Annotated in this window: 12 protein-coding genes; 11 read left to right on the top strand and 1 reads right to left on the bottom strand. The window is 71.6% G+C overall.

Annotated features, from left to right (window positions below; translation table 11 throughout):
* The first annotated feature begins 44 nt into the window (after positions 1-44).
* From KLO01_RS00175 to KLO01_RS00150, 5 genes are all read left to right on the top strand, one after another.
* Positions 45-506 (top strand): VOC family protein, encoded by a 462-nt coding sequence (locus KLO01_RS00175; RefSeq protein ID WP_147061522.1) that lies wholly within the window; start codon positions 45-47, stop codon positions 504-506.
* 71 nt (positions 507-577) lie between these two features.
* Entirely contained in the window at positions 578-970 is a 393-nt protein-coding gene (locus KLO01_RS00170; protein WP_147061521.1) for a hypothetical protein, read from the top strand.
* Positions 971-1,010: 40 nt separating this feature from the next.
* Complete coding sequence (locus KLO01_RS00165; protein ID WP_147061520.1) at positions 1,011-2,207, top strand: endonuclease/exonuclease/phosphatase family protein; 1,197 nt, start codon at positions 1,011-1,013, stop codon at positions 2,205-2,207.
* A 178-nt stretch (positions 2,208-2,385) separates the two neighbouring features.
* A complete protein-coding gene (locus KLO01_RS17000; protein WP_186827860.1) occupies positions 2,386-3,348 on the top strand; it encodes a hypothetical protein in 963 nt (320 codons plus the stop codon).
* Complete coding sequence (locus KLO01_RS00150) at positions 3,345-4,151, top strand: hypothetical protein (protein ID WP_147061519.1); 807 nt, start codon at positions 3,345-3,347, stop codon at positions 4,149-4,151. The genes KLO01_RS17000 and KLO01_RS00150 overlap by 4 nt, the downstream gene beginning before the upstream one ends.
* 73 nt (positions 4,152-4,224) lie before the next feature.
* Here the strand turns inward: KLO01_RS00150 and KLO01_RS00145 are convergent, their stop codons facing one another.
* Positions 4,225-5,250: a TerC family protein gene (locus tag KLO01_RS00145; RefSeq protein ID WP_147061518.1), complete on the bottom strand. Its 1,026-nt coding sequence runs from the start codon at positions 5,248-5,250 to the stop codon at positions 4,225-4,227.
* Between the two features lie 274 nt (positions 5,251-5,524).
* On the opposite strand from KLO01_RS00145, the gene KLO01_RS00140 reads away from it, so the two are divergent.
* From KLO01_RS00140 to obgE, 6 genes are all read left to right on the top strand, one after another.
* The gene (locus KLO01_RS00140) at positions 5,525-6,274 is read left to right on the top strand and encodes a TIGR03936 family radical SAM-associated protein (protein WP_147061517.1); all 750 of its coding nucleotides are present in this window, start codon (positions 5,525-5,527) and stop codon (positions 6,272-6,274) included.
* A 175-nt stretch (positions 6,275-6,449) separates the two neighbouring features.
* Entirely contained in the window at positions 6,450-9,635 is a 3,186-nt protein-coding gene (locus KLO01_RS00135; RefSeq protein WP_147061516.1) for a ribonuclease E/G, read from the top strand.
* A 104-nt stretch (positions 9,636-9,739) separates the two neighbouring features.
* Positions 9,740-10,045 (top strand): 50S ribosomal protein L21, encoded by a 306-nt coding sequence (gene rplU, locus KLO01_RS00130; protein WP_147061515.1) that lies wholly within the window; start codon positions 9,740-9,742, stop codon positions 10,043-10,045.
* 34 nt (positions 10,046-10,079) lie between these two features.
* The gene (gene rpmA, locus KLO01_RS00125; protein ID WP_147061514.1) at positions 10,080-10,349 is read left to right on the top strand and encodes a 50S ribosomal protein L27; all 270 of its coding nucleotides are present in this window, start codon (positions 10,080-10,082) and stop codon (positions 10,347-10,349) included.
* Positions 10,350-10,477: 128 nt separating this feature from the next.
* Entirely contained in the window at positions 10,478-11,209 is a 732-nt protein-coding gene (locus tag KLO01_RS00120) for a class I SAM-dependent methyltransferase (protein WP_147061513.1), read from the top strand.
* A gap of 148 nt (positions 11,210-11,357) precedes the next feature.
* Positions 11,358-12,893 (top strand): GTPase ObgE, encoded by a 1,536-nt coding sequence (obgE, locus tag KLO01_RS00115; RefSeq protein WP_147061512.1) that lies wholly within the window; start codon positions 11,358-11,360, stop codon positions 12,891-12,893.
* Position 12,894 lies beyond the last annotated feature (1 nt).

Here is a 12,894-nt window from a genome sequence, read left to right as displayed (position 1 = left end):
GTCACGCTCGGCGGCTGTCGGCGCCCAGTGCCACGCTGGGTGGCATGAGCCGCACGATCCAGGTGACGTTCGACGCCCATGACCCCGCTGCGCAGTCGCGCTTCTGGGCGCAGGCCCTCGGCTACCGCATCCCGGGCCCGCCGGGCGTCGAGCTGTCCGAGGGCGCCGACCCGTTCCAGGCGTGGGGTGCCTTCCTCACCCGCATCGGTGTGCCCGAGGAGCAGCACAGCTCGCGATCGGCGATCGAGGACCCGGACGGCGCGGGGCCGAGGGTGTTCTTCCAACAGGTGCCCGAGGGCAAGGTCGCCAAGAACCGAGTGCACCTCGACGTGCGGGCAGCGCCCGGGCTCGACGGTGACGAGCGGATGGCGGCGCTCGAGGCCGAGTGCGAGAGGCTCGTGGGACTCGGAGCCCGGCGGCTGCGCCGCGTCGAGCCGGCTCCTCCGATGGAGGCCGGCTTCATCGTCATGGCCGACCCCGAGGACAACGAGTTCTGCCTCGACTGAGGGGCCGCTCAGGGGTCGTTCGGGGACGCACCCGATGTCGGTCGTGCGTCACCGCCGCGAGTCTGGTCGTCATGACCTGGTTCGTCGTCCTCGTGCTCACGTGGCTCGTCGTCGCGGCCCTCACGCTGCAGGCGCGCCGCCGCGGCGCGAGACGGCTCGCCCGCCGCTGGGGGACCCGCCTGTGTGCCGTGACCCTCGTCCCGGTCACCGCGCTCGCCCTGGGAGCGGTGCTCGTCCTCGTGCAGCTCGTGTCGACCGACGGTGCGACCGCGGCGACCGCCATCGAGGCCGCCACCCCCTATGCCACGTGGCTGGCCCTGGCGGTCAACCTCGTCTCCTCGGACATCGCGCTGCGTGGCGACCAGGCCCGCGCCCGGGCGCGCACTCGCGCGCGATCAGGGGCGGACGGCATACGGGTTCATGAGCCGTTCGCCGCGCGGACAGGCGTCGGTCCCCGGTCCTGACTAGGTTGGGGACACCGCCGACCCCTCATGGAGGAACCCGATGAACCTCGCCCGAGCCGCCCTGATCGGGGCCGCAGCCCTGCTCGCCGTCGGACCGCTGGCTGCCGCGTCCAGCGCCTCCGCCCAGCCCGACTCGACGCAGTCGCTGCGGGTCGCGACCTACAACCTCTCGCTCAACCGCAACACCGCCGGCCAGCTCGTCACCGATCTGTCGACCCCCGACAACGCCCAGGCCAAGGCGGTCGCCGAGGTCATCCAGCGCGCCAACCCCGACGTCGTCCTGCTCAACGAGTTCGACTACGTCGACGGTGGCCGGGCCGTGGACCTGTTCCGCGACAACTACCTCGAGGTCGGTCACAACGGGGCTGCCCCCGTCGACTACCCCTATGCCTTCACCGCACCCGTCAACACCGGTGTGCCGAGCGGCTTCGACCTCAACAACGACGGCACGGTCGGCGGTGGTGACGACGCGTTCGGCTTCGGTCTCTTCCCGGGCCAGTACGGCATGGTCGTCCTGTCCAAGTACCCGATCAGGACCGACGAGGTGCGCACCTTCCAGCACTTCCTCTGGAAGGACATGCCCGGCAACGTCCTGCCCACCGACTGGTACTCGCCGGCCGAGCAGGACATCTTCCGCCTGTCGAGCAAGTCGCACTGGGACGTCCCCGTGACGGTCGGCAAGCGCACCGTCCACGTCCTCGCCGCACACCCGACCCCGCCGAGCTTCGACGGGCCCGAGGACCGCAACGGCCGCCGCAACCACGACGAGATCCGCTTCTGGGCCGACTACGTCACGCCCGGCCAGGGCCGCTACATCTACGACGACCGTGGCGGGCGCGGCGGCCTCAACCCGAGCGAGCGCTTCGTCATCCTCGGCGACTACAACGCCGACCCGCTCGACGGCGACTCCTACGACAACGCCATCAACCAGCTGCTCGACAGCAAGCGGATCGTCGACCCGCAGGCCACCTCCGCGGGGGCCGTCGAGGCCGCACATCTCCAGGGCGGCGCCAACCTCACCCACCGCGGCGACCCGAAGTACGACACCGCCGACTTCTCCGACAGCGCGCCCGGCAACCTTCGCGTCGACTACACCCTGCTGTCCAAGCACTTCTCGGTGCGCGACGCCGGCGTCTTCTGGCCGGTCCAGGCCGACCCGCTCTCGCGCCTCACCGGCGTCTTCCCGTTCCCGACGAGCGACCACCGGCTCGTGTGGGCGGACGTCACCCTGCGCTGACCCTCCGCGACGACGCACGACAGGTATGCCGTGGCACCCGACCGGTGCCACGGCATACCCATGTCCGTGGGCGGTTCGGGGGAGTGCTCCCCATGGCCGGGGGGCGTGGGGTGCCCTAGCGTCGGGGCCGGAGGGTTCGGCGGGGGACGTCGACCACAGGAGTCAGAGAGGCGACGCCATGGGTGACGTGAAGTTCCAGGTGGTCCCGGCCGACATGGACGCGGACGCGACGCAGTGGGGTGCGGCGTCGGAGGCGCTGGGCCGCGCGCACCAGGCGGTGCCGGCGCTCGGCGTGAGCTTCGGCGGCTTCCAGTCGGTCGTCGGGGCGAGATACTCCGCGGCGGACCTCGCCGTGCGGAACATGCTCGAGGTGGGGGAGTCGCGGCTCCGGGCGACGTCGACCAACGTCACCAGCAACACCACCCGGACCAAGGACAGCGACAAGGACGCCGACACGCGCGTCCGCACCGCCGGGGGCGGTGGCGGGGGCGGCGGAGGTGGTGGCACCGGTGCGGGAGGCGACGGCGGCGCCTCCGGTGGCGACCACGGGGGCAAGGGCAGCAACCACTACGCCGAGCTCATGGGCACGGGCACCGGCGCCGGCCACCCGATGCCGACCGACCCCAAGGACCCCGACATCACCTTCGACCGCACCGTCGACCCCGAGACGGGCGACGTGACCTGGACGCCGCGCGACATGGAGCCGGGCGAGGGCAGGGCGGTCGACGGCCGCGATGTCGAGCGCATCCCCGCCCGCGCCGACCGGATCGTCGTGACGATGGTCGACGGCGAGCCCCGGATCACCTACGTCGACGAGGACGCCGACACCGGGGGCCCCGGAGTGCAGTGGCAGTCCGAGGGTGGGCGGCCGGTCGCGAGCGCCCAGCTCGTCGAGCCCGGTGCCCCCTCGCAGGAGCGGGTCGTCGCCGGCAGCGGCGCGGTCGAGCCGACGGCCGAGCCGGCGCGCACCGAGTGGAGCCAGGCGCTTCCGGAGGGTGCCGACTACGCCGTGGTCGAGGTCCGCGACGGAGAGCCGCACCTCGTCTTCCTCGACGTCGAGGGCAGCGAGGTCACCGAGGTGTCCGACGACCGCCTGCCCTCGGGGCGGGTCCGGGCCGAGGTGAACGGGGTGTCGCGATGAGCACGGTCAGCGCGTCGGTGAGCTCGATGAACACCGCCCTCGGGACGTTGCGCACCTACGGCACGACGATCGACGGCGAGTACATGGCCTACGTCAACAGCCACAACCTGCACACGTGCGGCCCGCAGGGCGTGCACTACATCGACGGGTTCCGCCCAGGCTCGGGCCACTCGTGGGGCGAGTACCGCGACCAGGTGGCCGCGGTCGTCACCTGGGCCGAGAACTACGTCGACGACTCGGCGTGGGTCGACGCCCTCGACAGGCGGTCCACGAAGTGGCAGACGGCTTCCGGCCACGCCTCGGACGCCTCCGACGACGTCGACACCAAGAAGCTCCCGGCGGTCGACAGCTGGAAGGGCCCGGCGGGCCGCGCGTACCGGGAGGTCGTCCCGCAGATGCGCAGCGGTGCCTCGTATGCGGAGTACGGCACCCTCCACATGAAGACCGCGTCGGCCTCGATCTCGACCGCCGGCGAGACGTTCTTCTCGCAGGTCGCCTCCGCGCTCTCGACGCTCGCGTCGAGCCTGACCCACTACACCCCGGCGCCCCCGCCCCGTCAGGAGGGCGACCCGCCGTCGGTGAGCGCGCAGGGCAGCTGGAGCTGCGGTCTGCTCCACGACACCGACGACGCGGGCAACCACCCCTGGACCGCGATGACCGCCTGCGAGGGCGCCCTCACGACCCTCGACACCGAGGTCGACCGGGCGCTGCGCATCACCGGGGCCGGCGGACCGGCGGCGGGGTTCGTTTCGGTGCCCGAGTACTTCACCGACGTGTGGCCGGCCGCACCCGGCGCCTCCTGATCGAGGAGTCCTCTCAGGACACCGTGGGGGCGGACCCGTGTCCACGGGTCCGCCCCAGCCGGTCAGGAGGACGTCACGCCACCGGGGTGCGGTCCTCGTCGCGCTCGGTCCGGTCGCGTTCCTCCTGACGACGCGAGGCGATGAGGCTCGTCGTCACGGCAGTCGCGAGGATGGCGACGATGACGCCGAGCGAGGCGAGCGTCGGGACGGTCGGGACCCAGGCCCAGACGTCGTGCGCCCAGTGCAGGACGAGCTTGACGCCGATGAACGCGAGGATCGCGGCGAGCCCGTGCCCGAGGTGGACGAGCGAGCCCAGCGCGCCCTGGAGGACGAAGTAGAGCGCGCGCAGGCCGAGCAGGGCGAAGGCGTTGGTCGCGAAGACGAGGTAGGGGTCCTCGGTGATCCCGTAGACGGCCGGCACGGAGTCGATCGCGAAGACGATGTCGGTCCCGAGGATCGCGATGACGACGAGCGCCATCGGGGTGAGGATGCGTCGGCCGTTCTCCTTGACCGACATCCGAGTGCCGCGGTACTCCTCGGTGACCGGCCAGAACCGGCGCACGAGCTTGACCGTGCGCAGCGACGAGATGTCGACGGCCTGGTCCGAGTGCGAGAGCGCGTCACGCAGCACCTTGACCGCGGTGACGAGCAGGATCGCGCCGAAGAGGAGGAAGGCCCACGAGAAGGACGAGATGAGCTGGGCCCCGAGCGCGATGAAGATGCCGCGGAGCACGAGGGCGCCGGCGACGCCGATGAGCAGGACGCGCTGCTGGTACTTCTTCGGCACCGCGAACGCGGTGAGCAGGAGCATGAAGACGAAGAGGTTGTCGACCGACAACGACTTCTCGACGAGGTAGCCGGTGTAGTACTCCACACCGGTCTGGCTGCCGTGGGCGTTCCACAGCCAGACACCGAAGGCGACGGGAATGGCGACGTAGAACGCCGACCAGGCGACGGCTTCGCGCATCGACACCTCGTGCGGACGCCTCGTGACGAGGAAGTCCACGGCGAAGAGGGCGAGGACCGCACCGATGGTGAGGAACCAGAGGGTGGGGGTGCCGACCACGGGGGTCGAGGCAGCAGGGACGAGCGAGATCATGACAAGGCCTCACGACGTTGACGTCATGAGGTCTCCTTCACCTGCGGCGGGCCGCGGGTGTCGTACCGAAGCCACCATCTGGGCGACCGAACTGACCGGCACGAGCTTGGGAAGTACTCCCCTCGTGGTGGGAAGTGTACGGAACGGGAGACCGCCGGACCAAACCAGCCCCGGGTGTTCTGCGTCCGGGGCGCCGCGGTTGGGGGAGCGACGAGCGGAAGGGGAGCGAGCGGCATACGGCGTCGTCCTTCGCCTGAAATAGGCTGGCCCGACCATGGCACGTCGCACCCCCGAAGGTCCTCCTCCGCCGCCCGCGGTCCAGAAGCTGCGCATCCGCTACGCCAAGCGCGGCCGGCTGCGCTTCTCGTCGACCCGCGACTTCTCGCGCGCCCTCGAGCGGGCGCTGCGCCGCTCGGGCGTGCCGATGGCGTTCTCCGCCGGCTTCCACCCGCACCCCAAGATCAGCTACGCCAACGCCGCCCCGACCGGCACAGCGTCCGAGGCGGAGTACTTCGAGATCTCGGTGACCGAGCGCGTCGACGCCGAGGCGGTGCGCGTCGCCCTCGACGGCGCACTCCCTCCGGACCTCGACGTGCTCGAGGTCGTCGAGGCCGGACCGGGGAGCCTCGCCGAGCGGCTCGAGGCCAGTGTCTGGCACCTCGAGATGCGTGGCGTCGACCTCGAGACCCTCTCGTATGCCGTCGAGCGCTTCCTCGCGACCGACCTCGCCGAGGTGACCCGGACGTTCAAGACCGGCCCCAAGACCTTCGACGTGAGATCGGCCGTCGTGTCCATGGTCGCCACCGGGGGTGAGGACCCGTCGTGTGCGATACTGCAGATGGTCGTTCGGCACACCACACCGTCCGTTCGCCCCGATGACATCCTGACCGCACTGCACGCAGTCTCCGAGCTGGAGCCGCCGGTGCCACCTCTGGTGACACGACTGGCTCAGGGCCCGCTGCTCGCCGCAGCTGCCGGGGTGGCCGATCCACTGGCCGCCGACAAGGACGCCAACGGTCCCTGATCGGTGCCGCAGCGGAGTTCACTCGCCGCGCGAACTGCCAGGGGCAAGCACACGACTTCCGTGTCGGGCACTCACCCGCACACGATCGCTACTCCGAGCCCCACGGGGCCGGCAGGTCCGGGTTCCACCCAGACGGTGTGGCTGACGGCTACGTGGAGCCAGAAGGGCCACCTCCATGGCAACCCACGACGAACCCACCGGCACGACCGAGGGCGAGAACCCCACGCTCGACCTCACCGGCGAGCAGGACGCGCAGGCGGCCCCCAAGGCAGCGCCCAAGCGACGCCGGGCCGCGAAGAAGGCCACGGCCCCCGCCGCCGCTCCCGGTGCGGACGCGACGCCGGCCGACGAGCCGGCGGACGCAGGCGCCGCCGAGCAGGCTCCCGCCGAGACCGCGCCCAAGAAGGCCGCGCGCACGTCGGCCAAGAAGGCCGCTGGCAGGTCCGCCGGCAAGGCCGACAAGGCTGACAAGGCCGACACGGCTGCTGGGACGGCCGCGGACAAGGCTCCGGCCAAGACCGCGAAGAAGGCCACCAGGTCCAGGAAGGCCGCCGCGGCGGTCGAGGCCGAGGTCATCCCGGAGCCCCTGGCGGTCATCGACTCCGAGGCAGAGGTCGACCCGGAGGAGACCGAGGACGAGACCGTGGCAGACGCGGCCACCGCCGACGAGGTCGCCGCGGCGCCCGTCGTCCCGTCGTTCGGCCTGCTCTTCCAGGCGCCGGACGCGAGTGCCGCACCGCGTCGTCGTCGAGCGACCTCACCCGCCCAGGCCCCCGCCGAGCGCGTCGAGGCACCAGAGCCCGTGGCGGAGCGTGCCGACCGTGACGACAGCGCCGAGGACGAGACGGCCCCGAGCACCAAGGGCCGCAGCGCGAGGACCGCGACCTCCCGGCGACGTGGCGGCAAGGCTGCCGCCGAGCCCGCCGACCAGGCCGAGGAGCAGGACGAGCGCGACGAGCGCGAGGAGACGACCGACGAGTCGGCCGAGGAGGCCCAGGACGGTGGCCGCCGCCGTCGTCGCGGCGGACGCGGACGCCGTGGCCGTGGCTCCTCCGACCGGACCGAGCAGTCGGACGAGCAGCGCGACGGCAGCGCCGACGCCTCCGATGACGCCGACGGCCAGGACGGCTCCCACGGGCCCGCCGACGACTCCGCCGACTCCGAGCAGGGCGAGGGCGGCTCGAGCCGTCGCCGCCGTCGTCGCCGCCGCTCCGGTGGGTCGGGCGACAGCGACGACCCGCCCGGCACCGTGACCAAGGTGCGCGAGCCTCGCAAGGACCGCGACGAGCCCACCGCCGTCAAGGGCTCGACCCGGCTCGAGGCCAAGAAGCAGCGTCGCCGCGAGGGCCGCGAGGCCGGTCGCCGCCGCACGATCATCACCGAGGCCGAGTTCCTGGCCCGTCGTGAGTCCGTCGAGCGCGTCATGGCCGTTCGCGGCAAGGGCGACAAGACCCAGATCGGTGTCCTCGAGGACGGCGTCCTCGTCGAGCACTACGTCTCGCGCGAGTCCAACGCGTCGATGGCCGGCAACGTCTACCTCGGTCGCGTCCAGAACGTCCTGCCCTCGATGGAGGCCGCCTTCGTCGACATCGGCAAGGGCCGCAACGCCGTGCTCTACGCCGGTGAGGTCAACTGGGACGCCGCCGGCCTCGAGCAGAACCAGGCCAAGCGCATCGAGAACGCCATGGGCTCGGGCGACACCGTCCTCGTCCAGGTGACTAAGGACCCGATCGGCCACAAGGGCGCCCGGCTCACGAGCCAGATCTCGCTGCCCGGCCGCTACCTCGTCTACGTGCCCGAGGGCTCGATGACCGGGATCTCGCGCAAGCTGCCCGACACCGAGCGGGCCCGCCTCAAGGCCATCCTCAAGGAGGTCGTCCCGGACTCCGCCGGTGTCATCGTGCGCACCGCTGCCGAGGGTGCCTCCGAGGAGGAGCTGCGCGCCGACGTCGAGCGGCTCACCAAGGCCTGGGACAACATCCAGAAGAAGGCCAAGGCCGCGGCCTCCAAGAAGGCCAGCAACGGCGGTGCCCCCGTCCTGCTGCACGGCGAGGCCGACCTCACGGTCCGCGTCATCCGCGACGTCTTCACCGAGGACTTCAGCGAGCTCGTCGTCTCGGGCGACCAGGCCTGGGCCGAGGTGAGCGGCTACGTCGAGGACGTCGCCCCCGACCTCGCCAAGCGCCTCACGCACTGGACGTCCGACAAGGACATCTTCACGCACTACCGCGTCGACGAGCAGATCGCCAAGGCCATGGACCGCAAGGTCTGGCTGCCCTCGGGTGGCTCGCTCGTCATCGACCGCACCGAGGCGATGACCGTCGTCGACGTCAACACCGGCAAGTTCGTCGGCTCGGGTGGCAACCTCGAGGAGACGGTCACCAAGAACAACATCGAGGCTGCCGAGGAGATCGTCCGCCAGCTCCGGCTGCGCGACATCGGCGGCATCATCGTCATCGACTTCATCGACATGGTGCTCGAGTCCAACCGCGACCTCGTCGTCCGCCGCCTCCTCGAGTGCCTCGGCCGCGACCGCACCAAGCACCAGGTCGCCGAGGTCACCTCCCTCGGACTCGTCCAGATGACGCGCAAGCGCGTCGGGTCCGGGCTCATCGAGGTCTTCTCCGAGCAGTGCGAGCACTGCGCGGGCCGCGGCATCATCGTCCAGGGCGAGCCCATCGACCGTTCCGGCCAGGGCGGCGACCACGGTCACTCGCACGGCAGCGGTGCACCGGCCGGCTCCGACAAGAGCAGCGGCTCGACCCGTGGCCGCCGCCGCGGCAAGGGCGGCGACTCCGGTCAGGCGCCCTCCCGCCCGGAGGCCGACGAGCAGGCACCCTCGACGCCGAGCGGCCCGACCGCCGCGCAGATCGCCGCGGCGGCCCACGCAGCCGCGATCAAGTCGATGTCGGGCGAGCACCCCGACGACGACGTCGCCGACCTCACCGGCACCGGCCTCGACGCCGCCACGCAGGCGTCACAGGCCTCCCCGTCCTCTGCCCCGGACACCGAGCCCGAGACCGCCGTCGAGGCCGACGTGGCTCCGACCGCTGCGTCCGAGCCGACGCCCGAGGCCGCGCCCGTCGCCGACACGGCTCGCGCGGACCAGGCCGACCGTGCGGACCGCGCACCGTCGGTCATCGTCGAGGTCGGCACCAGCGACGCCGCGGACGAGCCCGTCCAGGCCGTCGCCCAGCCGGCGTCCATCGCCGAGCCCGTCGTCCGACCGCGCCGCAAGCGTGGCCGGGTCGTCGCCCCGGCGGGTCCGCCGCGTGGCGCCGACGCCGAGTCCCTGTCCGAGGCCGACCCCGCAGCCGAGTCCGCCCCCGCGGATTTGGAGCAGGCCGAGGGCGACCGCTAACCTAGACAGTCGGTGCGCCCACCGAGCCGATGTCCTGTGTCACTGGGGTAGCTGTCAGCCGGTCAATCCAAGGCGCGCATCCCGAAACCGAAAGTGAGTCCACTGTGTACGCGATTGTTCGCGCAGGCGGTCGGCAGGAGAAGGTCTCCGTCGGAGACGTCCTTCTGATCGACAAGGTCGGCCAGGCCGGCGACAGCATCGACCTGATCCCGCTTCTCGTCGTCGACGGCTCGTCCGTCACCTCCGACGCCGACAAGCTGGCCAAGGTGTCCGTGAAGGCTGAGGTCGTCAAGGCCGCCAAGGGCCCGAAGATCACGATCATGAAGTACAAGAACAAGACCGGGTACCGCAAGCGCCAGGGCCACCGCCAGCCGCTGACCCAGGTCAAGATCACCTCGATCGACGCCTGAGCGTCCGTTCACAGACTCACGAAGGTAGGCAGACATGGCACACAAGAAGGGTGCGTCCTCGACCCGTAACGGTCGCGACAGCAACTCCCAGCGACTCGGCGTGAAGCGCTTCGGCGGCCAGCTCGTCAACGCGGGCGAGATCATCGTCCGTCAGCGCGGCACGCACTTCCACCCCGGTGAGGGTGTCGGTCGCGGTGGCGACGACACGCTGTTCGCGCTCGTCGCGGGCAACGTCGAGTTCGGCACCAAGCGCCGCCGCAAGGTGGTCAACATCGTTCCGCTGGAGACCGTTTCCGCGGAGTGACCCCACGCTCTGAAGCCCGTATGCCGTGACCACGGCATACGGGCTTCGTGCGTTCCTGCCCCGGGACGGCCCCCGGCCTGTAGCGTCGCCGCCACTCGTCGCCCCCTGAGCGAGCCGGAGGAACAGCCGTGTCCGAGCCAGACATCACCGCGCAGCGCTCCATGTGGAACGCGTGGAACCGCGTGCGCGAGGAGCAGCAGGACGAGGTGCCGCTGCGCCAGGCCGCGATCGTCTGCGGCTGGCTCGACGACCTCGGCCGCACGGACCTCGACATCCTCGACGTGGGCTGCGGAGCGGGCTGGCTCGAGCAGTCGATCTCGCGCTACGGGCAGGTCACGGCGACCGACCTCGCCGACGAGGTGCTGGAGCGGGCGCGGCTGCGCAGCCCCGAGGTGACCTTCGTCGCCGGGGACTTCCTCACGCTGCCCCTGCCCGAGGGGTCCTTCGACGTCGTCGTCTCGCTCGAGGTGCTCTCGCACGTGGCCGACCAGCCCGCCTTCCTCGCGAAGTGCGCGGACCTGCTGCGTCCCGGTGGCACGCTCATGCTCGCCACCCAGAACCGGCCCGTGCTCGAACGCCTCAACGACGTGCCCCCGCCGCGGGCCGGGCAGCTGCGTCGCTGGGTCGATGCGCACGAGCTGCGTGCACTGCTCACCCCGCGGTTCGTCGTCGACGAGCTGTTCAGCGTCACGCTCAAGAGCCGTCGACGGCACCCGATCCGCGCCCTGACCTCGGTCCGGGTCGACCGTGTGGTGCGAGCCTTCGACCGGGGCGCCCTCGACCGCCTGAGGCGCACGCTGGAGCGTCGTGGCTACGGCTGGACGTTGATGGCCAGGGCGCGGGTGTCGACGAAGGCCTGACCGGCGTCCGGCGACAGGCGCCAGCGGGATCGTCCGCGTCCGTGCGTGGGGCGGAGGCCACCGGCCGCCGCCGATGCGGGCCCGGTGCCGCACCGGCCGTAGACTTGGGGCTTCCCCCCGTCACGACCCAGAGAGCAGGCAGCACCCTATGGCCGTCAACTTCGTGGACCGCGTCGTCCTGCACGTCGCGGCCGGTGACGGCGGACACGGCGTGGCCTCGGTCAAGCGTGAGAAGTTCAAGCCGCTCGGTGGACCCGACGGCGGCAACGGCGGCAAGGGCGGCTCGGTCATCCTGCGGGTCGACCCGCAGTCGACGACCCTGCTCGACTACCACCACACCCCCCACCGCCGCGCGCCCAACGGCAAGCCCGGTGCCGGCGACGAGCGCAACGGTGGCGACGGCGCCGACCTCGTGCTGCCGGTGCCCGAGGGCACGGTCGTCAAGAACGCCGCCGGCGACATCCTGTCCGACCTCGTGGGTCACGACGCCGAGTTCGTCGTCGCCGCGGGAGGTCGCGGTGGGCTGGGCAACAAGTCGCTCGCGTCCGCACGGCGCGTGGCTCCGGGGTTCGCCCTCCTCGGCGAGCCCGGTGAGGCCCTCGAGATCGTGCTCGAGCTCAAGTCGCTCGCCGACGTCGCCCTCATCGGCTTCCCGAGCGCCGGCAAGTCCTCGCTCGTCTCGGTCGTCAGCGCGGCCAAGCCCAAGATCGCCGACTACCCCTTCACGACGCTCATCCCCAACCTCGGTGTCGTGACGGCCGGCAGCTCCCGCTACACGATCGCCGACGTCCCCGGCCTCATCCCCGGTGCGAGCGAGGGCAAGGGGCTCGGACTGGAGTTCCTCCGCCACGTCGAGCGCTGCTCGGTCCTCGTGCACGTCGTCGACTGCGCGACGCTGGAGCCCAACCGCGACCCGATGAGCGACCTCGACGTCATCGAGGCCGAGCTCGCTGCCTACGTCCCCGACGACAGCCTCGGCGGTCGCCCGCTGTCCGAGCGCACGCGCATCGTCGTGCTCAACAAGGCCGACGTCCCCGACGCCCGCGACCTCGCCGAGATGGTCAAGCCCGACCTCGAGGCCCGCGGTCTCGAGGTGCACATCGTCAGCGCCGTGGCCCACATCGGCCTCAAGGAGCTGACCTTCTCCTTGGCCAAGCACGTCGCCGCGGCGCGCGCCGAGATAGAGGCACTCGTCGTCGAGCGCCCCCGCGCGATCGTGCGTCCCAAGGCGGTCGACGACACCGGCTTCACCGTCCGCAAGGAGAACACCCCGGACGGCGAGGTCTTCCGCGTCCTGGGCGATCGGCCCACCCGCTGGATCCACCAGACCGACTTCTCCAACGACGAGGCCGTGGGCTACCTCGCCGACCGGCTCAGCCGTCTCGGCGTCGAGGAGCAGCTCTTCAAGGCCGGGGCCGTGTCCGGCTCGACCGTCGTCATCGGTCCCGAGAACAACTCCGTGGTCTTCGACTGGGAGCCCACGATGGCGGCGGGCGCCGAGCTCCTCGTCGGTCCGCGAGGCACCGACCTCCGGCTCGAGGAGTCGGGCCGCAAGACCCGTGGCGAGAAGCGCGAGGAGTTCCACGGGCGCAAGGACGCCCAGACCGCTGCTCGCGAGAACCTCGCGGCCGAGCGCAAGGCCGGCCACTGGGCGACCGTCCGCGACGACGCCGACGACGAGTGAG

The organism is Knoellia locipacati (assembly GCF_007992835.1).
Lineage (GTDB): Bacteria > Actinomycetota > Actinomycetes > Actinomycetales > Dermatophilaceae > Knoellia > Knoellia locipacati.
Note: the sequence above shows the minus strand (reverse complement) of the source record. Positions and strands in the feature narration are given on the sequence as shown.

Coding starts and splice junctions, on each gene's coding strand:
- KLO01_RS00165 (WP_147061520.1), top strand. CDS start 1,011: ATGAACCTCGCCCGAGCCGCCCTGATCGGGGCCGCAGCCCTGCTCGCC.
- obgE (WP_147061512.1), top strand. CDS start 11,358: ATGGCCGTCAACTTCGTGGACCGCGTCGTCCTGCACGTCGCGGCCGGT.
- KLO01_RS00135 (WP_147061516.1), top strand. CDS start 6,450: ATGGCAACCCACGACGAACCCACCGGCACGACCGAGGGCGAGAACCCC.
- KLO01_RS17000 (WP_186827860.1), top strand. CDS start 2,386: ATGGGTGACGTGAAGTTCCAGGTGGTCCCGGCCGACATGGACGCGGAC.
- KLO01_RS00140 (WP_147061517.1), top strand. CDS start 5,525: ATGGCACGTCGCACCCCCGAAGGTCCTCCTCCGCCGCCCGCGGTCCAG.
- KLO01_RS00145 (WP_147061518.1), bottom strand. CDS start 5,250: ATGATCTCGCTCGTCCCTGCTGCCTCGACCCCCGTGGTCGGCACCCCC.
- KLO01_RS00175 (WP_147061522.1), top strand. CDS start 45: ATGAGCCGCACGATCCAGGTGACGTTCGACGCCCATGACCCCGCTGCG.
- rpmA (WP_147061514.1), top strand. CDS start 10,080: ATGGCACACAAGAAGGGTGCGTCCTCGACCCGTAACGGTCGCGACAGC.
- KLO01_RS00150 (WP_147061519.1), top strand. CDS start 3,345: ATGAGCACGGTCAGCGCGTCGGTGAGCTCGATGAACACCGCCCTCGGG.
- KLO01_RS00170 (WP_147061521.1), top strand. CDS start 578: ATGACCTGGTTCGTCGTCCTCGTGCTCACGTGGCTCGTCGTCGCGGCC.